This is a genomic window from Streptomyces enissocaesilis (genome assembly GCF_039533765.1).
In the GTDB taxonomy this organism is placed as follows: Bacteria; Actinomycetota; Actinomycetes; order Streptomycetales; family Streptomycetaceae; genus Streptomyces; species Streptomyces enissocaesilis.
Map to the genome: position 1 here is coordinate 20,240 of NZ_BAAAUD010000007.1, position 24,500 is coordinate 44,739.

Below are 24,500 nucleotides of genomic sequence, written 5' to 3' on the forward strand. Positions count from 1 at the left end.
GACAGCCGGAAGGAGAAACGGCCGACACATCGTCCCCGAGGCTTCCACGACGCGGCCCGTGGTGACGCGGCCGGACCCCGCACCGGTACGGGGAGTGTGAGAAGCCGGCTCAATCGTCGGACGGCCCGCTGTCCGTGGAAGCGATCTCGCGGAGGATCTTCGTGGCCAGGACCCGCTCGCTCTCCGGCAGCGACTCCAGGAGGCGCTCGTTGATCCGTTTCGCCGGCGGGATCAGGGAATCGAGGAGTCCGGCGCCTTCGTGGGTGAGACCCAGCAGGGTCCGCCTGCGGTCCTCCTCGTCCCGCACCTGGCTCAGATAACCCTGGTCGGTCAGGCGTCGGACCATCTGGTTGATCGTGGAGCGGTCAAGGGAGGTGCGGTGTGCGACGGTGCGCTGGTCGATGCCGGGCTCCCGGCGCAGTGCGTTGAGGACGGCGAACTGCTGCGAGGTGATCTCCCGGGACACGTGCCGGGCCCACAGTGCGGTGTGCACCTGTTCCGCGCGCCGGATCAGGTGTCCGACGTAGTTGTCCAGGTCCAGTGCGCGCGCCACCCGTGCTCCGTTCGTGCAGTCTCCGAGAGGTGCCGGCCGGAGTGTCGGCCGGCACCTTGCGAGTCTACGAGCGCCGGCGCCGTCTCGCGGGCGCGGCGTCGTCAGCCGCTGCGACGTCCGGGACGCTGCTCGTAGGGGGCGGCCCGTGACCCGTCGACGCCCACTTCGAGACGGCCGATCCGTTCGATGTCCAGGACGACCCGGTCGCCGTGGCTGAGCGGTCCCACCCCGGCCGGGGTGCCGGTCGCGATGACGTCGCCGGGGTGCAGGGTCATGACGGAGGAGGTGTAGGCGATCAGTTCACGAACGCCGAAGATCAGGTCGGCGGTGTTCGTTCGCTGCCGGGTGGTGCCGCCGACGTCGCAGCGCAGGTCGAGGGAGTCCGGGTCGGGGATCTCGTCCGCGGTGACGACCCACGGGCCGAGGGGGGTGAAGGTGTCGAACGACTTGCGGGTGGAGCGGTCCTCGCCCGAGCGGACGGTGATGTCCAGTACGCAGGTGTAGCCGAAGACGTGGTCCAGCGCTTCGCCGGCGCTCACGTGGCTGGTGGTGCGGCCGATGACGACGCCCAGTTCGCCTTCCTGGTCGGTGCGCTTGTCGGTGTAGGGCAGGACGATGTCCTGGCCGGGACCGATGACCGACGAGTTGGCCTTGAGGAAGACACCGAGGTCGGCGATGGACGTGCTGTACTCCATCTCGGCCTTGTGATCGAGGTAGTTGACCGGGGCGCCGACTATCTTCCCGGGGCGGGGGAGCGGGGCCCGGAGAACCGCTTCGGTGAGCGGGACGCGGGGGAGGCCGGAGACGTCGAGCCGGGCGGCGCCGTCGCGGGCCGCGGTCTCGATGTACCGGTGCAGAGCTCCCGCCGGGCCAGGTGTGCCGGGGCCGGCGAGTCGGTCGGTCACGTCGACGAGGTCATCGCCGTCGACGAGTCCGAGCCGTCCCTCGTTGAACAGGGTCAAGCGCATCAGAGCCTCCTTGTGAGGTGTCGGATCGGTGTCGGGTCAGGCGCCGGGGTCGGCGTCTTCCGTGCGGTAGAGGCCGAGGGAGCGCATGACGGACTCGTCGCTGTAGGAGAACAGGACGGCGTCTGCCGAGAGAGAGGTGTTCACGTGCCGGTAGGACGCCCACCCGGGCACGGCGAAGGTGTCGTGCTCGGACCATTCCAGCCGCTTGCCGTCCACGATCGTGGCGCCCTCGCCGCGGACGACGTTGAAGACGGTGGAGGCGGTGTGGCGGCGGCCGGCTCCCTGGAAGCCCGGTCGCAGCCGCTGGATGCGGCAGCCGATGGTGGGCATGACCGGGCCGCCCGTCCACGGGTTGGTGTACTCCAGGACGATGCCGTCGACGTCACTGCCCTCGGCCGAGTCGGCGATGCCGTCCAGGGCGCGGCGGGTCTCCTCCCAGGTGTAACGCGTCACCGGGGAGTTGGGGCCGTCCTGCTTGAGCCAGACCGGGTTCAGCCGGCCGTGGAGGAACTGCCTGCTGCCGGCGTCGTCCGGGCGGGTGACGGGCTGGAGGCGCTCGGGGTACTTCTCGTAGAAGCCGGCTTCCAGCGCGTTGACCAGCGGGTAGTCGAGGGCGTCGAGCCAGATCATCGGCGTGTCGCCCTCATGGGTGTGGTCGTGCCAGTGCCATCCGGGCGTCAGGAGGAGGTCGCCGGGAGACATGAGGACGCGTTCGCCGTTGACCGTCGTCCAGGCACCGGACCCCTCCAGGATGAAGCGGAAGGCGTTGGAGGTGTGCCGGTGGGCCTGGGCGGTCTCGCCGGGCAGGATGATCTGCAAGCCCGCGTAGAGGGTGTTGACGGTAGCCGGGGGGTCGGTCAGGCCGGGGTTCACCAGCATGAGCACCCGGCGCTCCGCCTCCTCCAGCGACAGGGTCCGGGAGAAGTGCAGCAGGTGCGGACGCAGCTCCTGCCAGCTCCAGCGGTAAGGTACGGCCCGGCTCTTGGGCTCGGCGGGGAACAGGTTGCCGTAGAAGCGCCACAGTGGCGCGGCGCCCGCACCCTCCAGGGCCTGGTAGACGGTGTCGTCGGTCGTCATCGTGTGTCCTCCTGAGGTGGTCGGCTCACAGGGCGGGGGCACCGGCGGCGGCCGGCGTCCATACCCAGGACATGTCGTCGAAGTCGTCGGGTCCGCGGGACGCGAGGAGAAGGTTGCGGAGGGTGGCGCCCATGCCCTCCAGATGGCAGATCTCACCGAAGCGGCGGGCGTTGGTCTGGATGCGTGCCGCCCGGTCCTTTCGTTGCGCGGCGTAGGCGATGAAGGCTGGGGTGGGGTCGTCGAGACGGCCGAGTGCGCGTCCCAGCGCCACCGCGTCCTCCAGTGCCTGGCAGGCGCCTTGAGCCAGGTACTGCAGCATCGGGTGGGCGGCGTCGCCGAGCAGGACGATCCGGCCGTGCACCCAGTCCTCGATGGGTTCCCTGTCGTAGAGGGGCCACCGCCGGTCGCGTGAGATGAGCGGCAGGGCGTCGCGTACGGTCTGGCAGCTTCCTGTGAAGCGCTCCTCGAGTTCGGCCTCGGTGCCCCAGTCGTCGGAGTCGGGGGTGTAGTGGTCGCTCTCGAAGACGGCGACCTGGTTGTACAACTGGCCGCGGCGTACGGGGTACTGCACCAGGTGCATGCGGGGCCCGGCCCACACCATGACCGCCTCGGAGGCGGCATGCCGAGCCATCGGGCCCGTCATCCGTTCCATGGGCAGTGCGCCACGGAAGGCCACGTACCGGGAGCAGACCGGCTTTCCGTCGCCCACCAGGGTTTGACGCAGGCGCGAATGCAAGCCGTCCGCGGCTACGACCGCGTCCACGGCGAGAGCCTGCCGGTGCTCGGCGAAGAGCAGCCGGGCCCCGGACTCGTCCTGGTCGACGTGCGTGACGGTATGGCCGGTGCGCAGTGTGACCGCGGGGTGTTCCTGGCAGGCGGCGAGCAGCGCAGCGTGCAGATCGGTGCGGTGTGTGACGAGGTAGGGGTGGGCGAAACGCTCGGTGTAGGCGGCACTGCGAAGGTCCAGCGACGCGACCTGATCGCCGGTCAGGGCGTCCATCATGACGAGCTGGGGCGGGGCGACCGCGGTGCGCTGAACGGCAGGGAGGACGCCGAGTTCCTCAAGGGCGAGAGAGGCGTTCGGGGCGAGTTGCAGACCGGCGCCGATCTCGCCGAACCGGGCGGCTTGCTCGACCAGCGTGACGTGGTGCCCGGCGCGGGCGATCGCCAGCGCCGCGGCCAGTCCGCCGATGCCACCGCCGACCACGGCGATACGGAGCGGGGCGGGGATCACGGACATACGGCCTCCTGGCAGGGAAGGAGTGAAGGGCACAGGGAGAGTGATTCCATATGGTCAGCATGCCCATCATTGGTGTACTGACTATCGTGCGAGGGTGTTTCTCTGGTGTCAATGGGATGGCGAGGCAGCGGACCGGCCCGCAGGCGGCCGTCCCGAGTCTCGGGCGTCGAGGTGGTGGTCGGTCAGCAGGCCGTGGTGATGCTGTCCAGGCGCAGCGGAGCGCTCGTGCGTGCGGCGATGTCCTCGACGGTCACCCCCGGGGCGGTTTCGACGAGGGCGAGGCCGCGGTCGGTGACGTCGATGACGCCGAGGTCGGTGATGATCCGGTGCACGCACCGCTCACCGGTCAGCGGCAAAGTGCACTCCTGAAGGATCTTCGGCGTGCCGTCCTTGGCGGTGTGTTCCATCAGGACGATGACGCGGCGGGCACCGTGGACGAGGTCCATGGCCCCGCCCATGCCCTTGACCATCTTGCCGGGGATCATCCAGTTGGCCAGGTCGCCACGTACGGAGACCTGCATGGCACCCAGAACGGCGGTGTCGATGTGGCCGCCGCGGATCATGCCGAAGGAGAGCGCCGAGTCGAAAAAGCTCGCCCCGGGCAGGACGGTCACGGTCTCCTTGCCGGCGTTGATCAGGTCCGGGTCGACCTGCTCCTCGGTCGGGTAGGGGCCGGTGCCGAGGATGCCGTTCTCGGAGTGCAGCACGACGTGCACCCCGGGCAGTAGGTGCCCGGGGATGAGAGTGGGAAGGCCGATGCCGAGGTTGACGTAGGAACCGTCGCTGAGTTCGGCGGCGGCGCGGGCGGCCATCTGGCCGCGGTTCCAGCCCAGGGTGTTCATGCGTGGAGGGTCCTTTTCTCGATCTGCTTGTCAGCGGCCTCGGCCGGGGTCAGCTCCACCACGCGCTGCACGTAGATGCCCGGCAGGTGGACCTCATCGGGGTGCAGTTCGCCAGGTTCCACGAGCTGTTCGACTTCGGCGACGGTGATGCGCCCGGCCATGGCGGCGAGCGGGTTGAAGTTGGCGGCGGCGCGCCGGAAGACGAGATTGCCGTGCCGGTCGCCGCGCCAGGCCCGTACGAGGGCGAAGTCGGTGGTGATTCCGTGCTCCAGCACATGAGGACGTCCTGCGAACTCCCGGGTCTCCTTGGCCGGCGAGGCGATGGCCACCGTTCCGTCGGGCGCGTACCGCCACGGCAGACCGCCCCGCGCCACCTGGGTACCGACACCGGCCGGTGTGTAGAAGGCGGGGATGCCCGCGCCGCCCGCGCGCAGCCGCTCGGCGAGGGTGCCCTGGGGGGTCAGCTCCACCTCCAGCTCGCCGCCCAGGTACTGGCGGGCGAACTCCTTGTTCTCCCCGACGTAGGAGCCGGTGACCCGGGCGATGCGGCCGGCGGCCAGCAGGACCCCCAGTCCGCGGCCGTCCACGCCACAGTTGTTGGACACGACCTCCAGACCGGTCGCCCCTTGCTCGTACAGGGCGTCGATGAGGACGGCGGGAATACCTGAGAGGCCGAAGCCGCCGACGGCCAGTGAGGCGCCGTCGGGGAGGTCGGCGACCGCCTCACCGGCACTGCTTCGGACCTTGTTCACGCTGTGGGCCTTCCTTTCAGGTGGATCCGTCCGCCGCCGACGACCGGCTGGCGCCTGTGACGGGAGGCGGCCTCGTCAGGGACGGGGAGGAGAGTGGGCGTGGTGGTGCTGCGGTCGGAACCCGTGCTCGGGGAGGTCGAGCCTTCGGTCCGCGTCACCCGCCTGGCTCCGGCCGCAGTGCGTCGGAGACGGACTTGACGCCGCCGTGCGCCGTCAGGCCACCGTCCACCGGGATCTCGGCACTGCTGATGAACGACGACTCGTCCGACAGCAGGAAGACCACCAGCGGGGCGACCTCGTCGACGGTTCCGGTACGGCCGAGCGGGGTCTCGCGGACGTTTGCCTCCCGGAAGGCCGGCACGGCCGACGCGGTCATCTCGGTCTCGATGAAGCCGGGGTGGATCGTGTTGACGCGGATTCCCCGAGGGCCCAGCTCCAGGGAGGCCGCCTTCGACAGGCCCCGCAGGGCCCACTTGCTGGTCGTGTAGGCGACCGGGCAGTGGGCGGTGAGCGCCGCCGAGGAGCCGACGTTCACGATGGACGCACCGGTGGGCATGAGAGGTGCGAGGTGCTGGATGCCGAGCAGCGGGCCGGTGACGTTGACGGCGTGCACGCGCGCCATGTCCTCGGGCCTTACGTCCCCGAGCCGGGCCCGCCAGGTGATGCCGGCGTTGTTCACCAGTCCGTGCACCTGGCCGTGCGCCTCGCGCAGTTCGGCGGCCAGTTCGGCCCAGTCCTTCTCGTTGCTGACGTCGAGGCGGCGGCAGCCCGGTGACTCCGTCACGTCGGTGGCGATGACGTGGGCGCCCTCCCGGGCGAGTGCCTCCGCCTCGGCAGCCCCCTGGCCGCGGGCCGCGCCCGTGACGACGACGACCTTGCCCAGAAGCCTCTGGGGACGCGGGTCGTTCACGGCCGCTCCCGTGTGCGCCGTCGGCCGGCCGGCAGCGGCACAGACGGGACACCGGGTACGACGGTGCTGGTCAGCGTGCCGATGCCCTCGACGGTGAGGCTGACGGTGTCACCGGGCGCGAGGGGCGGCGGGGTTTGCTCGCCACGTACCCCCCACAGCTCGGCCAGGCAGCCACCGTTGCCGCAGGTCCCCGAGCCGAGGACGTCGCCCGGCACGACCCGGGTGCCGCGCGAGGCGTAGGCGGTCATCTCCTCGAAGGTCCAGCTCATGTTGGACAGCAGGTCCTCGCCGACCACCTGCCCGTTCACCTCGGCGGTCAGCGCGAGGCGCAGGAAGCCGTCGGTGTCCCGGTGCGGCTCGAGTTCGTCGGCGGTGACCAGGTAGGGGCCCAGGGTGGTGGCGGTGTCCTTGCCCTTGCAGGGGCCGAGGCCGACCTTCATCTCCGCCGACTGCAGGTCCCGCGCGGACCAGTCGTTGAACACGGTGTAGCCGACGATGTGCTCGCGCGCCTGCTCAGGGGTGAGGTCGCGGCCCTCGCGGCCGATCACCGCGCCCACCTCCAGTTCGAAGTCGAGCACGGCCGAACCGGGCGGCACGGGCACCTCGTCGTGCGGGCCGTAGATCGCGTGCGGGTTGGTGAAGTAGAAGGTCGGCGCCGCGTACCACTGCTCGGGGACGCCCGCCACGCCCTCCACAGTGCGGCGCACCCCTTCGACGTGCTCCTCGAAGGTCACGAAGTCCCTCACGGAAGCCGGCTGCAAGGGGGGGAGCAGGCGTGCCCGGGAGACGTGCGGACCGGGCGGAACGTCCAGGGCCGCCGCACCGGCGGCGAGCAGCCCCGGCAAGCCGTCGCCCTCGGCGAGGAGGGCGGTGAGAGAGGTGACCCCGGGCAGCGGGAAGAGAGTGCCGTCCTCTTCCACGACGGCCACGCGGCGGCGGTGCTGATATTCGTACGCGGCGAAACGCATGTGCGGCTCCGGAGGGGGATGAAGGGCCTCGCGCACATCGGAGCGCGGGGCCACGGGGACGCGGCGGCGTGAGCCAGGGCAGGGGCACGACTGCCACGTCCCCGGGAACGGGGTGGGCCTCTCAGACCGGCGGGGCGACGAACACACCGCGGTCGGGGTCGTTGAAGGACTCCTTGGCGATGAGCTCGTTCATCGGGTTCGCGGTGCCCCACTGGTCGGTGACCTCGGGCTGGGAGAAGTCGTAGACGTGGGGGTGCCAGGTGTCCTCGTCGAGCTCCTCCAGCTCGGTGGTGTACTCCACGGTGTTGCCGTGCGGGTCGAGGAAGTACGTGAAGGTGTTGTCACCCGCCATGTGGCGGCCCGGGCCCCAGACCTTCTTGAAGCCGGCGCGCATGACCCGGCCGGAGCCGCGCATGTACTCGTCGATGCCGCGCATCTCGAAGGAGACGTGGTGCAGGGAGGTGTGCGGGCCCTTCGCGAGCGCCATGGAATGGTGCTGGTTGCTGATCCGCATGAAGTGCATGACTTCGCCCATGTGCGGCGAGCTCAGGGTGTCGGAGAGGCGGAAGCCGAGGTGGCGCTCGTACCACTCGCGGGTGCGGTCCAGATCGGGGGAGTTGAGCACGACGTGGGAGAGCTTGACCGGGATGGCCTCCTTCTCCTCGATCTTGCGGTGCTGCCGTGCCCGGACGTCCGCGGAGACCTCGATCGTGCGGCCGTCGACGTCGAAGAAGCGGAAGCCGTAGCCGCCGCCCGGAGTGTCGACGGCGCCGGGCCGAGAGATCAGCTGCACGCCGCCGGCCAGGAGTCGCTCGGCGAGGGTGTCCACGTCGGCGGGGGTCGCCGCGCCGTAGGAGACGAGGTCAAGACGCTTCTCCTCGGCCTTGCGCAGGCGCACGACGTACTGCTCGGGGGAGCCCTCGGCGGCCAGGAAGGAGATGCCGGAGTCCTCGGCGACCTTGGTCAGACCCCAGGTCTCGCTGTAGAAGTCGAGCTGCTTGTCGTAGTCGGGCACGGCGAGGTCGACGTGCCGCAGATGGGTGAGCAGACGGGAGTTCATGGAATCCTCCTCAGGCAGAGGCGAGATGGAGCAGGGATGCGGCGTTCCGCCCGCGTACGGCGTCGAAGTCGTCCACGGACAGGTGGGCGGCGCGCAGGACGGCGACCGGGTCGTCGGTGCCCATGTCGAAGGGGAAGTCCGAGCCGAGCAGTACCCGGTCGGCCCCCGCGACGCGGACCAGTTCCCGCAGGACGTGCGGGTCGTGGACGAGGGAGTCGAACCAGAGCCGCTTGAGATAGCTGCTGGGCAGGTGCGCGCAGTCGGCGCCCGCGTCCGCGCGGACCGACCAGGCGTGGTCGGAGCGGCCGATGTGCGTGGGCAGGTAACCACCCCCGTGCGCGGCGATCAGCTTCAGCCCGGGGTGCCGGTCGAACACTCCGGAGAAGATCAGGTGGGAGAGGGCGACAGCGTTCTCCGTCGGCTGTCCGACGGTGTTGGAGAGGTACCACCGGTCCAGGCGCTCGTCGAGGGTGCAGCCGAAGGGGTGCAGGAAGAGGACCGCGCCGGTCTCCTCGGCCCGGTTCCAGAACGGTTCGTACGCCGGGTCGGACAGTTCCCGTCCCGGGGCGTGGCTGGAGATCTCCACCCCGGCGAGCCCTTGTTCCAGGGCGTGGTCGAGGGCGCGCACCATGTGGTCCGGGTGCTGGAGGGGGACGAGTCCCAGGCCGCGCAGCCGGTGCGGTGCCTCGGCGCAGTGGGCGGCGGTGGCCTCGTTGGCCAGCCGGTAGACCTTCTCGGCGGTCCCCTCGTCCGCCCAGTAGTGGTAGTGCGAGGGTGAGGGGCTGACCAGCTGCACGTCCACGCCCTGCGCGTCCATCGCGGCCAGCCGCACGCTCACGTCGGTGAGCCGAGGGAGGCGCTCGCCCACCATGGGACCGCTGACGCCGAGGGCGGCCGGGCCGTTGCGGCGGGCGTCCAGCGCCTTGGCCTCCGCCAGTCCCGGCAGTCCGGCGACGAGCGCCTCGACCTGGGGCAGCAGGACGTGGGCGTGCACGTCGACGGTCGGCGAGGTCATGGCAGCTCCCGGAGCATGGTCATGGTGCGGCCCATCAGGCCGGGAACGTCGGCGTCGCGGACGCCGTCGAGCTGCCACCGTCCGATCTGGACGGACGCCTCCACCACCGGGCGGACGCGGGCGATCCGTCGCTCGTAGTACGCCTGGAACAGCGTGTCGTCCCAGTTCTCGGCCCCGCTCAGCAGCTCGGCGAGCACGAGCGCGTCCTCCAGGGACAGCGCGGCGCCCTGGGCGAGGGTGGGCGGGCAGCAGTGGGCGGCGTCCCCGACGAGGACGACCCGGCCGCGGTGCCAGGAGCCCTCCACCAGCATCCGGTCGAACCAGGTGTAGTTGACCTGTGCGGGGTCGGTGAGGTGCGCGGTGATCTCCGGCCAGAACCCGCCGTACGCGGAGGCCAGGGAGCGCATCTCGTCGGCGTACGACTCCGGCGGGATGGAGGCCCGGTCACGGTTGGCCTCGACGACGTAGGCGTACAGGGTGGTCTCGCTGGTGGGACAGTAGCCGGCGATGTAGGCGGGGCCGCCGTAGGCGAGGTCGGTGCGGGTGACGCCGGCCGGGCGGGGGGTGGCGATGCGCCAGATGGCCATGCCGGTGGGTTCGGGCTTGTCGGTGATGCCGATCGCGGCCCGGGTGGCGGAATTGACGCCGTCGGCGGCCACGACCAGGTCGTAGCGGTCCGAGGTGCCGTCGGAGAAGTGCGCGGTGACGCCGTCGGCGTCCTGGTCCAGGGCGGTGGCCGTGACGCCCAGGCGCACGGTGGCTCCGCTCGCGCGGACGGCGTCGATGAGGATCCGCTGGAGCTGAGGGCGCTGCATGCCGACGGTGGCGGGGAGGTCGTCACCGCCGGAGCGGATGTCGCGCGCGGCGTGCAGGACGGTGCCGTCCGGGGCGGTGATGCCCACCGACCCGAAACCGAACCCGGACGCCTGCACCTGCTCCCAGACGCCGAGTTCGCGCAGGACCCGCAGGGCGTTGCCCTGAAGGGTGATGCCGGAACCCGCGGTGGCGTTCCAGTCGTCCTTGGCCTCGATCAGATGCACGTCGAGGCCCGCCCGGCGCAGCAGGACCGTCACGGCGTTGCCGGCCGCGCCACCGCCGATCACCAGGACCGTACGGGCTTTGCTCATGAGGGAACTCCCTTGTTCCATCGGCCTGTCAGCAGACCGGACTGGCTACTTGACGGCGATCGGGTTGACCGGTGAGCCGACGGCTCCGGTGATGGGCAGCGGAGCCGCGGTGAGGAAGAAGTCGTACACGCAGTCGGCCGCACAGTCCTCGGCCAAGGACTCCAGATCCCACATCTCGCCGATCAACAGCCCGATGTGGGGGATGGCGACCTGGTGCAGCGGCTGGAAGGCGTGCTCGAACTCGTTCGGCCGGACCTCGAAGCCCCAGGTGTCGGTGGCGACGGCCGCGATCTCGCTGCCGTGCAACCAGCCCGCGCAGGTGAAGGAGAGGCCCGGGGCCGGCCCGCCGGCGTAGTCGCCCCAGCCGTCGCGGCGGACCCGGGCGAGCTGCCCGGTGCGCACGAGCACGATGTCACCGCGGCCCACGGCAACCCCCTGCGCTTCGGCGGTGGCCGTCAGATGGTCCTCGGTAATCGCGAATCCGTCGGGGAGTTCGCCGTCGTTTCCGACCGCGCGGCCGACGTCCAGCAGGACACCGCGCCCGGCGACGTGAGCGGCCATGTGCTCGATGCCGGTCACCAGGTCGCCGTCGGACGTGACGACCTTCTCCGCAGGACGTCCGTTCCACGCCCTGCCGTGGTCGAAGATGTGCCCGAGGCCGTCCCACTGGGTGGAGCACTGCAGCGGCATGGTGATCACGTCGTCGGCGCCGCCGATGCCGTGCGGGAGTCCCTGGTTGCCGAGGGCGGCGTCGGTGCCGGTGTCGAGCATGGTGTGGACGGGGTTCGTTCGCCGCCGCCAGCCCTTCTGGGGGCCGTTGATGTCGAAGCGCTGGGAGAGGGAGAAGCTGACACCCCGCCGTACGAGCGCGGCTCCCTCGCGCCGCTTGGCCTCGTTGAGGAAGTTCAGGGTGCCGAGCACGTCGTCCTCGCCCCAACGCCCCCAGTTTGAGCAGGTTTTCGCCGCCCGGGCGACCGAGGACGCGGGATCGGTGGGGTCCAGGATCACGGGGTTCCCTCCGCGACGCAGCGGGTGCGCTGGACGCCGAGTCCGGTGACCGAACCCTCCATGACGTCGCCGTCGCGCAGCAGCCGGCCCCAGTGCATGCCGTTCCCGGCGGGACTGCCGGTCAGCACGAGGTCGCCGGGCAGGAGCCGGGCGCTCTGCGAGGCGTACGCGACCACACGGGCGACGTCGAAGATCATGTCCTTGGTGGACTCGTCCTGCATGGTGTCGCCGTTCAGCTTCAGCGTCACCCGCAGATCACCGGTGTCGGCGATCGACTCGGCGGGCACGATCCACGGGCCGAGCGGCGTGAACCCCGGCGCGTTCTTGCTGCGCAGCCAGTCCGTGCCGATCTGCGGCATGTCCCGGCGAAAGACGGTGGCGCGGTCGGTCAGATCGTTCGCGATCGTGTAACCGGCGACGTGGTCCAGCGCCTCCTCCACCGACACCTGGTACGCGGGACGGCCGATCACGGCCGCCAGTTCCAGCTCCCAGTCCGGCTTCGCGGCCCAGGCGGGCAGGACGACGTCGTCGTACGGACCGGTGACCGCACTCGGCAGACCGATGAACACGTACGGCAGGTCCTCCGCCGCCCGCCGGTCCATGATCTCCGCAGCCTCCGCGCGCCGCTCCTCCTCGGAACGGTCTTCACCCGGAGCCCGGTGTGCGACGTGCAGGTCGATCACGTGCTGCCGGTAGTTCGCCCCCGACTGGAAGACCTGGCGCGCTTCCACGGGGGCGTGCACCCGGAAGTCCGCCAGCGGCTCCCGTCCGAGTCCGTCGTCACCGGCCAGCGCCCGCAGCCGGGAGAGGGCCGTCTCCCAGACTTCCAGGATTCCTCGGACGGTCAGCTGATCGTCGTCGAGGACGGTTCGCAGATCCAGTATCCGGGCGTCCGGCGTGACGAGGGCGGGAAAGGCGGGCCTGTCCGGAGCGGAGAGCGTGGCGAGGGCGAACGGTCCTGCGAAGAGCACGGACTCGGTTTCAGGTTTCACGAACATGTCCTCCTGATTGCGGTGGGACTAATCTGGACCCGCCCACTAGGATCAGGGAAATCGATTATGTGGATGGCTGCCATCTGTTGCATGAATGTCCCCTGGTCGAGGCCCTACAGCTAGAGGATGACCCGTGAATCTGAGCCGGCTCGATCTCAATCTCGTCGTCGCGCTGCGCGCTCTGCTGGAGGAGCGCAACGTCACTCGGGCCGGACAGCGTGTCGGCCTGAGCCAGCCGGCCATGAGCGCGGCGCTGGCCCGACTGCGCCGCCAATTCGACGACGACCTCCTCGCCCGGGTCGGCGGTCACTACGAGCTCACCGCCCTCGGTCAGGTCCTGCTCGACCGCACCTCCGCCGCCTACGACGTGCTGGAACGCCTCTTCGCCAGCCAGGCCGACTTCGATCCGGCCGTGGAGAGCCGCGAGTTCAAACTGGTCGCCTCCGACTACGCCGTCGCCGTCTTCGGCACCGAACTGGCCCGGGTCGTGCACAACGAGGCCCCCGGCATCCGTCTGCGCTTCGCCCAGACCCCGACCACCGTGGTCGACGACACCGGCACCCTGCTCAGCACCACCGACGGCCTCTTCATGCCGCACGGCGTCATCAGCGACTTCCCCGCCACCGACCTCTACGACGACCGCTGGGTCTTCCTCGTCGCGCGCGACCATCCGAGCGTCGGCGATCAACTGAACCGGGACGACCTGGCCCGGCTCCCCTGGGTCACCTACCAACGTACCTACGACGCACCGGCCGTGCGCCAGCTCGGCATGCTCGGCATCGAGCCGCGGGTCGAGATCGCCGTCGACAGCTTCCAGCTCCTGCCCCTGCTGGTTGAGGGCACCAGCCGTATCGCCCTGATCCAGGCCCGTCTCGCCCGCCTCCTCGCGCCGCTCGCCGACGTACGCGTGCTGGAGCCGCCCTACGAGGCGGTCCCGCTGCGTGAGGCGATGTGGTGGCACCCCGTGCACACGCACGACGCGGCCCACATCTGGCTGCGTGAGACGGCCGCTCGCGTCGGCGGGGGGCTGGCGGGCGCGGAGGGGACCCGAGCCCCGGCCTGACCAGTGCCCGGCGCCCGACCCGCCCCTGTGTACGCGAACGCTCCGGGACCGGCCGGCTCCAGGGAAGGAGCCGGCCGGTCCCGGGACGCGGTATTGGTCAGCCGATGCTCAGGGCGCGCTGGGCGGACAGGCTGCGCGAGGAGCGGCCGGCGTGGATGGTGTAGGAGCCGGGCGTGAGTTTCCAGGCGCCGGCGTTCCAGACGGACAGGTCGCGGGCGCTCACGGTGAAGGTGAGGCGGGTGCTCGCTCTCGGGGCGAGGGTGACCTTGCGGAAGCCGATCAGGCGGCGCGGCTCGGCCTGAGCGCTGCCGGGCAGGGCGGCGTAGAGCTGTACGACGTCGGTGCCCTCCCGGTTGCCGGAGTTGGTGAGGGTGACAGCGGCGGTGAGCGTCCTGCTCCTGGCGTCGTAGGAGACTTCCAGGCTACCGAGGTTGAACGTGGTGTAGGACAGGCCGTGGCCGAAGGGGAACAACGGGCTCTGGCCCTGTGCGTCGTAGTAGCGGTAGCCGACGAGGTGGCCTTCGCTGTGGGACACCGTGGGTCCGTTGCCGGGGTAGGCGGCCGAGGTCGTGCCGGGGCCCTGGGCGGCAGTGGCGGGGAAGGTGACCGGGAGGCGGCCGGACGGGTCGGCGTCGCCGAAGAGAACGGCGGCCAGCGCGGTGCCGGTGGCGCGTCCGGCGTACCAGAGCTGGACCACCGCTTCCACGTCGTTGATCCAGGGCATGGCGACGGGACCGTCGGTGTTCAGCACGACGATGGTGCGGGGGTTGGCGGCGGCGACGGCGGCGATGAGCTGGTTCTGGTCGCCGGGCAGGTCGAGGGTCGCGTGGTCCATGTCCTCGCCGGCGACCCGGTTGACGACGACCACCGCGGCGTCGCTGATCCGCGCGGCGGCGACGGCGTCAGGGATGAGGGACTGCGGCTGCCAGCCCAGGGTCAGGCCGCAGGCTCCGGCGTCGGCGGTGCTGTTGGTGTACTCGACGCTGATGCTCACGGTCCTCCCGGCGGTGAGCTCGATGGTTCCCTGGAGGGGATAGTCGTAGGGGCCGAGGAAGAACTGGCGGCTGTGACGGGTGCCGGAGATGACGGTCCTGCCGTCGACGACGAGTTTCGTCGTGCCGGAGGGCAGCAGGGAGAACCGGTGCAGACCGGTGGTGGTGGGGGTGAGCGTGCCGCTCCAGCGGGCCGACCAGACGGCAGGGAGACCGGCCACGGGCGCACTGGTGAAGTCGATGCCCGCACTCACCTGAGTGGAGAGAGGCGTGCCGGTCGGCTGGGCTCCGGCGTAGAAGGCGCCGGTCAGCCCGGCTGCTCCGGAAGTGGTGCGCAGGACGGCGGCGGGGACGGGGGTGAGGGGGACGTCACCCACGGAGCCCTGGCGGTGGGTGACGGTGACCGTGCTTCCCACGCGCTCCCTGATGGCCGCCAGCGGGGTGGTCCACGTACCGGGGCTGACATAGGTGGAACCGGAGACTCCGGTGAGGGCTTCGGTGCCGACTGGGCCGATCACGGCCACGGACCTGACCGTGGAGGTGAGCGGCAGTGCCTGAGCGCGGTTGGCGAGCAGCACGGTGGAGTTGACGGCGAGTTCGTGCGCGAGGTCCTTGTGGGCCTGGGTGCTCACGTTCGCGGCGGGCGCCGGTACGGGGTGGTCGAACAGACCGTTGGCGTACATGGTGTTCAGGATCCTCAGGGCAGCGTCGTCCAGGCGGGCGACGGGGACGCTTCCATTGGTGAGGCTGCCCACGGGGATCTTGACGCCGCCGGGACCGAGGCCGCCGAGGTCCATACCGGCCTTGATCGCCGCGATGGGGTCGTCGCCCGCCCAGAAGTCGGGGACGGTGTACCCCTGGAGCCCGAGGGTCTTCTTGAGATCGTCGAACAGGGCGGGGCTCTGCGTGGCGAACGTCCCGTTGATCTTGGGGTAGGCCATCATCACCGAGGTGACGGGCACGGCGTCGATGATGTGCTCGAACGGGGCGTGGTAGATCTCGTGCAGCGCCCGATCGGAGACCTGGGCATCGACGAAGAACCGGTTGACCTCCTGGGTGTAGGCGCTGAAGTGCTTCACGGTGGCGACGACGTGCTGAGCCTGCATGCGGCGGGTGATGGCGGCACCAAGGGTGCCCGACAGCAGCGGGTCCTCGCCCATGCTCTCGGCCTGCCGGCCGAAGTGCCAGGTGCGTGCGGTGTCGACGGTGGGACCGAGCAGGTTGTTGTAGCCCTTGGCGCGGCCTTCCGTGCCGAGAGCTTGGCCGAGCCGGCCGGCCAGTTCCGTGTCGAAGGTCGCGGCCTGGGCGAGGGGCACGGGGAAGGCGGTCACGCCGGTCTCCCCGCGCAGACCCGCGGAGACGTCGGCCATGGTGAGGGCGGGTATGCCCAGGGAGCTCAGCGCCGCGAAGTCGCAGCGGACCAGAGCCTCCTTCTGGGCGGGGGTCATCCTGGCCAGCAGAGCGACGGCCCGGCTGTCGGGGGCCGCACCGGCGGCCGCGGCTCGGCGGGGTGCGGCAACGCTGGGGGCGATACCGGAGACCAGCGTGGTCACGATGGCGGCGGAGAGGAATGTACGGCGATTCATGGCGGCTCTTCCATGACGATTCGGGTGGGACGGTGGGATGTCGCGGTCAGCACGGGAAGGTGATGCCTGGCATGGCGCTCAGGCGCACATGAGCGGTCCGGTTGCGTTACTTCTTCCGGTAGACCTCATCAAGGGCGTTCAGCACGCCGTCGATACCACGGTCTCCATGGCCGTGCGATCGGTCGGATTGGCGGTGATCCGCAGGGTGTCGCCGTCGGTGTCCGACGACCCCCACTCCGTTCCCTCACAGGCGGTCAGGCTTGTGGCGAGTACTGCGACCGCGGCAGTGGCACACATATGGCGGGAGGTTCTCAAGGCAGTCTCCGTAGAGGGGGTGCGGCGGGGGAGAACGGCGTGGAACGCGGGGGAAACCGGGGACCGGTCGACGGGGCCCGCCCCGCGCGAGGCGCGGGTGCGGGCGGGCAAGTCCGTCTACGGAACAGGGGTCACCGACGCTGTCGGACGTGTGACGCTCGGATGTCCGATGGCGGAAGGGCTCCGCCGGGGGGCGCGGTGGTGTGGGGATCTGTCGATGTCCACGCCCAAGACACTGGCACCCGTCCGCTGCCGGCACAACGAAGAGGACCATGCACAGTTCGGATGAGCGGCATCCACGTCCTGGATGCGGCAGCTCTTCTCGAAGGCCGATGGGTGACCGCTATACCCGTGTAAGTGCCGAGAGCCGATACTTTCCCGGAGTGCCTGCGGGCCGTCGGCGTGCCTCGTCCCGGTGCCCGCACGCCGGAGGGCCCAGTGGCCGGCCTGGACCGAGGATGTGCGAGGCCCCACGATGACCAGGTGAAAGCACCTGGAGGGCGTCCATGACAGCGTGGGAGGACCCGGCCGCGCGGACGTGCCGACGGCGATCACCGGAGCGAGACGTCACGGCCGGCCGGGCATGCTGACGGAAGGCGTCCGTGACGCCGAGGAACACCACAGCCGTCCGGGCCTGCCGGTCGAGGGCGAGGCGGTGTGCACGAAACGGCTCTCCGCCCGCGATGCCGTGGTGAACCGCACGCGCGCATCTCGGCGACCGCACCGCATCGACCCGCGACGCGACGCCCCGGGCCCGGTCAGGCTCGTCCTGGTCCGGTGGACTGAGATCGGAGGACCTGGGACGTGTCGGTCAGTGCGGGCCGGAGCCCTCTTCGGCCCGGGGCGCAGTGGTGCTGCGGCGGACCACCAGCCGGGGCGTCATGGTGGTCTGCATCGGGCGGTCCCGTGTTCCCTCGACCCGTTCGATGAGCATCCTCGCGGCCGTGGCACCCATGGTCTGGCCCGCCTGGTCGACGCTCGTGAGCTGGACCGCCGTCAGTGCGGCGATGGCGGTGTTGTTGTAGCCGACCAGGGAGAGGTCCGCGGGGACGCGCATGCCGAGCTCGTCGGCGGCACGGTATATCCCGAGCGCCGCCACGTCCGCACCACTCATGATCGCGGTGGGCGGCCGGTCTCCCGTCATCAGTCGCAGGCCGGCCTTGTACCCGCCGTCGTCGGAATAGGCGGCCTGGACCACACGGGCGTGTCCCTCCAGCCCGTGACGTGCCATGGCCTCCAGGTAACCGCTGCTCAGGACCGCCTCGGGCGTCCTTCTCCACCGGCTGTTCCGTGTGCCGTGAGCCGCCACCAGGACGATGTCACGGTGTCCGAGCGACACCAGATGGTCCACCACCAGGCCCGCGCCCACCCCGTCGGCGTCCACGACCGAGTCGTAGACGTCCGACTCGTCGTGGTGGCCGATGACCACGGTCGGAGTCGTCGCGGCCATGCTCAGCACCTCGCTGCGCGGCGAGCTCGGGGCGACGAGGATCAGGCCGTCCATCTGACGGTCCACCATGGAACGGATGGTGCGCGCCTGGTCGTCCGCGCCGAAGCCGGCGGCGCCGATGAGGACCGTGTAGTCGCTGTCGTGCAGCTCGTCGCGAATGCCGTCGAGGATGTCGGCGAAGAACGAGTTGCGGATGTTGTCGAGCAGAATGCCGATCGTGTACGTCCGCCCGCGCATGCCACGGGCCGCGGCGTGGGGCCGGTAGTCGAGTTCGGCCATGGCCGCGCGCACCCTCTCCTGCATCGCGGGGCTGACCCCGTAGGCGTTGCGCAGGACCTTGGAGACGGCGGCGGTGGACACCCCGGCGTGCCGGGCCACGTCGGTGATCGTGACGCGCTTCGCACGTTTCGCCGCAGCGTCCATGTCGGGATCCTCCAAAGAAGCGATCAATGTAACGGTCTACATAGTGTCACGCCGTGAACATAACGAGTAGAGGCTTTTCCTCGCTGTTACACGCTCACGTCTTGACGAGGTTGGCAGTGACATGCAGGGTGGTGCCCACTTCATATGGAGAACGTTTTACACATAGGTCCGGTCGGACCCGCAGCCGTTGACCTTCTCTTCGCGCCCCGTCTCTTGAAACACACCAGGAGTCCGCTGTGAACAACCCCTCTTCCCGCACGGTGCGCGCCGGTCTCACGGCCGGCGCCGTCGCCCTCCTTGCCAGCGCGTGCGGCGGTTCGGGCTCGACCGGGGCCTCCGGGCCGAAGGACTTCAGCTACCTGAGCGTCACCGAGAACACCACGGTCAAGACCGCTCTGGGTACCCTGTCCAAGGACGCCTGCAAGGCGCAGAACAAGGCGCTGCCGCTGAAGGTGGAGACGGTCCCGCAGTCCGGCCTCGACCAGAAGCTCCAGCTCCTGGCCGGTCAGGACGCGCTGCCGGTGCAGTTCGCCGCCGGTAATGCCCCCTCGCTGACCCAGCAGCTCTTCAAGTCGGGCAAGGTCGCCGACCTGGAGAAGGAGCTGAAGGACCTCGGTGTCCTCGACCAGCTCGAGCCCGCGGCGGTCTCCACCATCAAGGCCCTGTACGGCGGCAAGGTCGAGGTGCTGCCGTACGAGTACAACATCGAGGGCATCTTCTACAACAAGAAGCTCTTCGCCGAGAACGACATCACGGTCCCCGCCACCTGGGACGAGCTGGTGGCCGCAGCGGCGAAGCTGAACACCAAGAAGATCCAGCCGTTCTCCGCCTCAGGACAGCAGGGCTGGCCCATCACCCGCCTGGTCAGCACCTACCTGTACCGCAGTCTCGGCCCCGAGGCGCTCCAGGCGGTCGCCGACGGCAAGGCCAAGCTGACCGATCCCGAGTACGTCGAGGCCGCCCAGGCCGTCGCCGACCTCGGCAAGAAGAACTACTTCGGCAAGGGCGTCGGTTCCATCGACTACGACACCGCGATGAACCAGTTCCTCGGCGGCAAGGCCGGCATGTTCTACATGGGCAGCTGGGCGCTGGCGAACATCGCCGACGCGAAGCAGAACAAGGTGGGCGCCGAGAACGTCGGCTTCATGCCCTTCCCCGCCGTCGCCGGCGGCAAGGGATCCGTCGACCAGTACCCCTCCAATGTCGGCCTCGGCATCGGACTCGGCGCCAAGACCTTCGACAAGAAGACCGGCGACTGGGTCTCCTGCATCGCGAAGAACTACGGCAGCACCGCGCTGAAGGACCACGGGACCATCTCCGGCTTCAAGGTCAACACCCCCGTCGAGGACAGCACCGCCGTCACCACCCAGGTGCGCGAGACGGTCAGCGCCTCGAAGCAGAACGTGCTGTGGTTCGAGGCCCTGTTCAGCACCAAGGCCACCACCGTCAGTCAGACCAACGCCGCCGGACTGGCGACCGGCAGCATGAGCCCGCAGGACTTCATGCAGACCGTCCAGGACGCCCTCTCCGCCCAGTAGAACCGGCGCCGCGCGGCTCAGGAACCCCCGCCTCCCCGCGGACACCGTTCCTGAGTCGTCCTCACCACTCGTGCACGCTGCCCCCGACCAACGAAGTGGACACCCATCCATGCATCGCGTCCTCGGTGACCGCAGGGCCATTCTGATCCTGGTAGGTCCCGCCCTGCTCGTGTACTCCCTCATCATGCTGGTCCCGATGGTGTGGTCACTGGGGTACTCCTTCACCAAGGGCAACACCATCGACGGCTTCTCCGGCAACGGAGTGGACAACTTCCAGCGCCTGTTCAGCGACCCGGCCGTCCACGAAGCACTCTGGTTCACCCTCAAGTACGCCGCCGTCGTCACCATCGGCCAGATCGCGGCCGGCTACCTGCTCGCCCTGCTGTACGTCTTCTTCCTGAAGAAGGCGTCCGCGCTCGTGCGCACCCTGGCGTTCTTCCCCGTGGTGCTGCCCACCGTGGCCGTCGGCCTGCTCTTCCAGAAGTTCTTCCAGGTAGCCCCGCAGACCGGCCCCGTCAACTCCCTGCTGAACGCCGTCGGCATCGACTCGATCGACTTCTTCGGCAGCGCAGGCAGCGCCTTCTGGGTCCTGATCATCATGGACATCTGGCGCTCGATGGGCTTCTACGCCGTCCTGCTCTTCGCCGGCCTGCTCGACATCCCCGAAGAGGTGTTGGAGTCCGCCCGGATGGACGGATCCTCGGGCCTGAGCCTGATCCGCCACATCGTGTTGCCGCTGTCCTTCCCCGTGCTGATGTCGTCGGTGATCTTCAGCATCAACGGCACGCTCAAGGTCTTCGACTCCATCGTCGCCCTGACCAACGGAGGGCCGGGCAACGACACCACCCCGCTGACCCTCTACATGTTCCAGACGTCGTTCACCTACAGCGACTACGGCTACGGCAGCACGATCGCGCTCCTGTTGACCGTGCTGAGCCTGCTGGTCACCCTGGTCGTCTTCCGCGTGTCCCGACGCGACCTCACGAAGGGCTGAAAGCCATGTCCGTCGACACGCCCGTCAAGCCGCCCACCGCTGCCCCCGGTCCCCGGACGACCGGTGCGCCGAGGCCCCGCTCCCGCCGCACGTGGAAGGGCCTCTGGGTCAAGATCGCCGTCACCCTCCTCCTGGTCGTCGAGATCTACCCCCTGGTGTGGATGTTCCTCACCTCGCTGAAGTCCAACGACGACTACCTGAACAACTCCACCTGGAGCCTGCCCAGCACGTGGCAGTGGGGCAACTACACCGAAGCCTGGACCACCGGCAACATCGGCCTGTACGTCAAGAACAGCCTCCTGGCCGTAGTCCCGTCCCTGGCGTTGATCCTGCTCCTGGGCACGGCTGCGGGCTTCGCCCTGCAGATCATGGTGTGGAAGGGCCGGAACCTGACCCTGCTGGTCTTCCTCGCGGGCATCATGGTTCCGCCGCAGATGATCCTGCTCCCCCTGTTCACCGTGTACTTCCAGACCGGCCTCTCCGGCACCCTGTGGCCGCTGATCCTCACCTACACCGGAACCGGCCTGCCCCTGACGGTGTTCATGATGGCGACCTACTACAAGACCGTCCCGCGCGAGCTGTTCGAGGCCGCGACCCTCGACGGCGCCGGCATCCTGCGCGCCTTCTGGACCATCAGCGTTCCCATGGTCCGCAACGCCATCCTCACCGTCGGCCTGGTGCAGTTCTTCTTCATCTGGAACGACCTGCTCATCGCGCTCACTTTCACCAACAACCAGGACCTGCGCACCATCCAGGTCGGCCTGCTCAACTTCACCGGCGACTTCGGCGCCACCCAGTACGGACCGCTGTTCGCCGCCATCTGCATCAACGTCTTCGGCACCCTGCTGATCTACCTGTTCCTGAACCAAAAGGTCATGAAGGGACTGGCCGGCGGCGCCGTCAAGGGCTGAACCGACCACCCCACGCACCGCCCCGTCGCACCACGGTGCGACCGCTCCACCGCTCACTTCACGGAAGGCCCCCCTGATGCTGCTTCAGCCTGCCCCGGTGTCGTTCGAACACCTGCCGGACGGCCTCGGTATCGGCGTCGCCGCACCACGCCTCTCGTGGACACTGCCGGTCTCCACCGAAACTCAGACCGGATACGAGATCGAACTCGGGCGCGACGGCCGCGCCGAGCGGACCGGCCACATCGAGGGGGCCGCCCAGAACCTGGTGCCCTGGCCCGGACGGCCGCTGACCTCCCGAGAACGCGTCACCGTACGAGTGAGGGTATGGACCGGGGCCGGAGCGCCGTCCGGGTGGAGCGAGCCCCGCGCCGTCGAGGCGGGACTGCTCCGGGCGCAGGACTGGCAGGCCGTGCCGGTGGGCGCCGCCTGGGAGGAGAACCACGACGAGGACCGCCGCCCCGCCCGCGTCCGCAAGGACTTCACCCTCTCCCGGCCCGTCACCCGCGCCCGCCTGTACGTCTCCGCGCACGGACTGTACGAGGCGGAGATCAACGGGGCCCGGGTGGGCGACGACGCCCTCTCACCCGGCTGGACCGTCTACCGCGAGCGCCTGCGTTACTACACCTACGACGTCACCGGCCACCTCGTCCAAGGCGCGAACACCGTCGGAGCGTGGCTGGGCGACGGCTGGTACCGCGGCCACATCGGCTTCGACGGCGGCACCCGCAACATCTACGGCACCGACCAGAGCCTGCTCGCCCAACTCGAGATCACCCACGACGACGGCACCACCACCCTCGTCGCCACCGACGCCACCTGGTCGGCCGCTCCCGGGCCGATCCTCTTCAGCGGCCTCTACGAGGGCGAGACCTTCGACGCCCGCCTGGACGACCCGCACTGGGCGACCCCCGCCGGCCGGACGGGAGCCGACTGGTCCCCGGTCGCGGTGGGAGAGCGCGCCCCGGGCACCCTCGTCGCCCCCCAGGGCCCCGCGGTACGCGCCACCCAGGAAGTCACCCCCGTCACCGTCACCCGGCGCGGCCCCGGCCGCCACCTGCTCGACTTCGGGCAGAACCTCGTCGGCCGCCTGCGCCTCACCCTCGACGCCCCGGAAGGAACGACGGTCACCCTGCGCCACGCCGAGATGCTGGAGGACGGCGAACTTGCCGTGCGGCCGCTCCGGGACGCCCACGCCACCGACACCTACATCGCCGCCGGGAGAGGGCCCCGCACCTGGCAGCCCCGCTTCACCCTGCACGGATTCCGCTACGCCGAGATCACCGGCTGGCCCGAGGGCGAGCTGCCCCAAGGGGCGGTGACGGCGCTGGTCCATCACACCGATATGCGCCGCACCGGCTGGTTCGAGTGCAGCGACCCCCTGGTCAACCGGCTGCACGAGAACGTCGTGTGGTCCATGCGCGGCAACTTCGTCGACATACCCACCGACTGCCCCCAGCGCGACGAACGCCTCGGCTGGACCGGCGACCTCCAGGTCTTCGCCCCCACCGCGGCGTTCCTCTACGACTGCGTCGGCATGCTCGACTCCTGGCTCACCGATGTCGCCGTCGAACAGCTCCCCGACGGCACCGTCCCCTGGTACGTCCCCGTCATACCCGGTGGCCCGATCTGGACGCCCGTCCAGCCCGGTGCCGCCTGGGGCGACGTGGCGCCGCTGACCCCCTGGGTGCTCTACGAGCGGTCCGGCGACCTGGAACTGCTGCGCCGCCACTACCCGACCGGCCGGGCCTGGGTGGATCTCGTCGAGCGGCTGGCCGGGGACGACCGGCTGTGGGACAGCGGATTCCAGCTGGGGGACTGGCTCGACCCGGCCGCGCCCCCGGAGGACCCGGCCGCCGGCCGCACCGACCGCTACCTGGTGGCCACCGGCTACTTCGCGCGTTCGGCCCGCCACCTCGCCCGCTCCGCCGAAGCCCTGGGCGACACCGACTCCACCCGGCACTACGGCAAGCTCGCCGACGAGGTGGCCCAGGCGTTCCGCGACCGTTACGTGCTGCCGTCGGGCCGGATGACCAGCGATGCGCCCACCGCCTACGCGCTGGCCCTCGTCTTCGACCTGCTCACACCCGAGCAGCGGCGGCACGCCGGTGACCGGCTGGCGACACTCGTGCTGGATGACGATGCCCGCATCGCCACGGGCTTCGTCGGCACGCCCCTCATCTGCGACGCACTCACCGACACCGGGCACCTCGACATCGCCTACCGCCTGCTCACCCAGACCGAATGCCCCTCATGGCTCTACACCGTCACCCAGGGCGCCACCACCATCTGGGAACGCTGGGACAGCCTGCGCCCCGACGGCACCCTCAACCCCGGCGGCATGACCTCCTTCAACCACTACGCCCTGGGCGCCGTCGCCGACTGGCTCCACCGCGTCGTCGGCGGCATCGCGCCCGCAGCCCCCGGCTACCGCGCCCTCACCTTCCGCCCCCGCCCCGGCGGCGGCATCACCTGGGCCGAGACCCGCCACGAGACGCCGTACGGTACGGCGGCCCTGTCCTGGGAGCTGGACGCGAACGGCATGACCGCCCGCGTCACCGTGCCACCGGGTTGCACCGGCAACGCCGAGCTTCCCGGCTGCGCCGCCGTGGTGCTTGGACCCGGCGAGCACACCCTCAGCACCGTCGCGCTCCACCGGAGCACCGTCTGACGATCTTCCCGCGCGGACACAGACCGCTGCGGTGCCGGGCCGGCCTGA

20 protein-coding genes are annotated in these 24,500 nt (G+C 70.0%); 5 read left to right on the top strand and 15 right to left on the bottom strand.

The annotated features are described in order from the left end of the window. Positions 1-109: 109 nt before the first annotated feature. The 13 genes from ABD374_RS02035 to ABD374_RS02095 form a co-directional block, all read right to left on the bottom strand. On the bottom strand, positions 110-553 hold the full coding sequence (locus tag ABD374_RS02035; protein ID WP_344489609.1) for a MarR family winged helix-turn-helix transcriptional regulator: 444 nt from the start codon (positions 551-553) through the stop codon (positions 110-112). Positions 554-654: 101 nt separating this feature from the next. After that, the gene (locus ABD374_RS02040; protein WP_344489611.1) at positions 655-1,521 is read right to left on the bottom strand and encodes a fumarylacetoacetate hydrolase family protein; all 867 of its coding nucleotides are present in this window, start codon (positions 1,519-1,521) and stop codon (positions 655-657) included. A 36-nt stretch (positions 1,522-1,557) separates the two neighbouring features. Next, positions 1,558-2,598 (bottom strand): cupin domain-containing protein, encoded by a 1,041-nt coding sequence (locus tag ABD374_RS02045; protein ID WP_344489614.1) that lies wholly within the window; start codon positions 2,596-2,598, stop codon positions 1,558-1,560. 25 nt (positions 2,599-2,623) lie between these two features. Next, entirely contained in the window at positions 2,624-3,838 is a 1,215-nt protein-coding gene (locus ABD374_RS02050; RefSeq protein ID WP_344489617.1) for an FAD-dependent monooxygenase, read from the bottom strand. A 182-nt stretch (positions 3,839-4,020) separates the two neighbouring features. Continuing rightward, complete coding sequence (locus ABD374_RS02055; RefSeq protein WP_344489742.1) at positions 4,021-4,671, bottom strand: CoA transferase subunit B; 651 nt, start codon at positions 4,669-4,671, stop codon at positions 4,021-4,023. A gap of 5 nt (positions 4,672-4,676) precedes the next feature. Further along, the gene (locus ABD374_RS02060; protein ID WP_344489620.1) at positions 4,677-5,432 is read right to left on the bottom strand and encodes a CoA transferase subunit A; all 756 of its coding nucleotides are present in this window, start codon (positions 5,430-5,432) and stop codon (positions 4,677-4,679) included. A gap of 154 nt (positions 5,433-5,586) precedes the next feature. Then, positions 5,587-6,342, bottom strand: coding sequence for an SDR family NAD(P)-dependent oxidoreductase (locus ABD374_RS02065; protein ID WP_344489623.1), 756 nt, complete (start codon positions 6,340-6,342; stop codon positions 5,587-5,589). Next, positions 6,339-7,310, bottom strand: coding sequence for a fumarylacetoacetate hydrolase family protein (locus ABD374_RS02070; RefSeq protein WP_344489626.1), 972 nt, complete (start codon positions 7,308-7,310; stop codon positions 6,339-6,341). The genes ABD374_RS02065 and ABD374_RS02070 overlap by 4 nt, the downstream gene beginning before the upstream one ends. A gap of 121 nt (positions 7,311-7,431) precedes the next feature. Continuing rightward, positions 7,432-8,370 (bottom strand): VOC family protein, encoded by a 939-nt coding sequence (locus tag ABD374_RS02075; RefSeq protein WP_344489629.1) that lies wholly within the window; start codon positions 8,368-8,370, stop codon positions 7,432-7,434. A 10-nt stretch (positions 8,371-8,380) separates the two neighbouring features. Further along, positions 8,381-9,385, bottom strand: a complete 1,005-nt coding sequence (locus ABD374_RS02080; RefSeq protein WP_344489632.1) for an amidohydrolase family protein — start codon at positions 9,383-9,385, stop codon at positions 8,381-8,383. Next, a complete protein-coding gene (locus ABD374_RS02085; protein ID WP_344489635.1) occupies positions 9,382-10,512 on the bottom strand; it encodes an FAD-dependent oxidoreductase in 1,131 nt (376 codons plus the stop codon). The genes ABD374_RS02080 and ABD374_RS02085 overlap by 4 nt, the downstream gene beginning before the upstream one ends. A 45-nt stretch (positions 10,513-10,557) precedes the next feature. After that, entirely contained in the window at positions 10,558-11,520 is a 963-nt protein-coding gene (locus tag ABD374_RS02090) for a cyclase family protein (protein ID WP_344489638.1), read from the bottom strand. After that, positions 11,517-12,518, bottom strand: coding sequence for a fumarylacetoacetate hydrolase family protein (locus ABD374_RS02095; RefSeq protein WP_344489640.1), 1,002 nt, complete (start codon positions 12,516-12,518; stop codon positions 11,517-11,519). The genes ABD374_RS02090 and ABD374_RS02095 overlap by 4 nt, the downstream gene beginning before the upstream one ends. Before the next feature lie 127 nt (positions 12,519-12,645). On the opposite strand from ABD374_RS02095, the gene ABD374_RS02100 reads away from it, so the two are divergent. After that, positions 12,646-13,575 carry a LysR family transcriptional regulator gene (locus ABD374_RS02100; protein ID WP_344489642.1) on the top strand — a complete coding sequence of 310 codons (930 nt, stop codon included), beginning with the start codon at positions 12,646-12,648 and terminating at the stop codon, positions 13,573-13,575. A gap of 97 nt (positions 13,576-13,672) precedes the next feature. Here the strand turns inward: ABD374_RS02100 and ABD374_RS02105 are convergent, their stop codons facing one another. Both ABD374_RS02105 and ABD374_RS02110 read right to left on the bottom strand, forming a co-directional pair. After that, the gene (locus ABD374_RS02105; RefSeq protein WP_344489645.1) at positions 13,673-16,153 is read right to left on the bottom strand and encodes a glycoside hydrolase family 3 protein; all 2,481 of its coding nucleotides are present in this window, start codon (positions 16,151-16,153) and stop codon (positions 13,673-13,675) included. Positions 16,154-17,279: 1,126 nt separating this feature from the next. Next, positions 17,280-18,341, bottom strand: a complete 1,062-nt coding sequence (locus tag ABD374_RS02110) for a LacI family DNA-binding transcriptional regulator (RefSeq protein WP_344489648.1) — start codon at positions 18,339-18,341, stop codon at positions 17,280-17,282. 236 nt (positions 18,342-18,577) lie between these two features. Between ABD374_RS02110 and ABD374_RS02115 the strand changes: the two genes are divergently transcribed. The 4 genes from ABD374_RS02115 (at position 18,578) to ABD374_RS02130 (ending at position 24,452) form a co-directional block, all read left to right on the top strand. Then, a complete protein-coding gene (locus ABD374_RS02115) occupies positions 18,578-19,879 on the top strand; it encodes an ABC transporter substrate-binding protein (RefSeq protein WP_344489651.1) in 1,302 nt (433 codons plus the stop codon). A 109-nt stretch (positions 19,880-19,988) separates the two neighbouring features. Then, complete coding sequence (locus ABD374_RS02120) at positions 19,989-20,873, top strand: carbohydrate ABC transporter permease (RefSeq protein ID WP_344489654.1); 885 nt, start codon at positions 19,989-19,991, stop codon at positions 20,871-20,873. Positions 20,874-20,878: 5 nt separating this feature from the next. After that, positions 20,879-21,784 carry a carbohydrate ABC transporter permease gene (locus tag ABD374_RS02125; RefSeq protein ID WP_344489656.1) on the top strand — a complete coding sequence of 302 codons (906 nt, stop codon included), beginning with the start codon at positions 20,879-20,881 and terminating at the stop codon, positions 21,782-21,784. 76 nt (positions 21,785-21,860) lie between these two features. Continuing rightward, on the top strand, positions 21,861-24,452 hold the full coding sequence (locus ABD374_RS02130) for a family 78 glycoside hydrolase catalytic domain (RefSeq protein WP_344489659.1): 2,592 nt from the start codon (positions 21,861-21,863) through the stop codon (positions 24,450-24,452). Positions 24,453-24,500 lie beyond the last annotated feature (48 nt).

What these genes read in the sequence shown, in the direction of transcription:
- ABD374_RS02040 (WP_344489611.1), bottom strand. Translation starts at nt 1,521, where the DNA reads ATGCGCTTGACCCTGTTCAACGAGGGACGGCTCGGACTCGTCGACGGC.
- ABD374_RS02045 (WP_344489614.1), bottom strand. Translation starts at nt 2,598, where the DNA reads ATGACGACCGACGACACCGTCTACCAGGCCCTGGAGGGTGCGGGCGCC.
- ABD374_RS02050 (WP_344489617.1), bottom strand. Translation starts at nt 3,838, where the DNA reads ATGTCCGTGATCCCCGCCCCGCTCCGTATCGCCGTGGTCGGCGGTGGC.
- ABD374_RS02070 (WP_344489626.1), bottom strand. Translation starts at nt 7,310, where the DNA reads ATGCGTTTCGCCGCGTACGAATATCAGCACCGCCGCCGCGTGGCCGTC.
- ABD374_RS02075 (WP_344489629.1), bottom strand. Translation starts at nt 8,370, where the DNA reads ATGAACTCCCGTCTGCTCACCCATCTGCGGCACGTCGACCTCGCCGTG.
- ABD374_RS02080 (WP_344489632.1), bottom strand. Translation starts at nt 9,385, where the DNA reads ATGACCTCGCCGACCGTCGACGTGCACGCCCACGTCCTGCTGCCCCAG.
- ABD374_RS02085 (WP_344489635.1), bottom strand. Translation starts at nt 10,512, where the DNA reads ATGAGCAAAGCCCGTACGGTCCTGGTGATCGGCGGTGGCGCGGCCGGC.
- ABD374_RS02095 (WP_344489640.1), bottom strand. Translation starts at nt 12,518, where the DNA reads ATGTTCGTGAAACCTGAAACCGAGTCCGTGCTCTTCGCAGGACCGTTC.
- ABD374_RS02105 (WP_344489645.1), bottom strand. Translation starts at nt 16,153, where the DNA reads ATGAATCGCCGTACATTCCTCTCCGCCGCCATCGTGACCACGCTGGTC.
- ABD374_RS02110 (WP_344489648.1), bottom strand. Translation starts at nt 18,341, where the DNA reads ATGGACGCTGCGGCGAAACGTGCGAAGCGCGTCACGATCACCGACGTG.
- ABD374_RS02120 (WP_344489654.1), top strand. Translation starts at nt 19,989, where the DNA reads ATGCATCGCGTCCTCGGTGACCGCAGGGCCATTCTGATCCTGGTAGGT.
- ABD374_RS02125 (WP_344489656.1), top strand. Translation starts at nt 20,879, where the DNA reads ATGTCCGTCGACACGCCCGTCAAGCCGCCCACCGCTGCCCCCGGTCCC.
- ABD374_RS02130 (WP_344489659.1), top strand. Translation starts at nt 21,861, where the DNA reads ATGCTGCTTCAGCCTGCCCCGGTGTCGTTCGAACACCTGCCGGACGGC.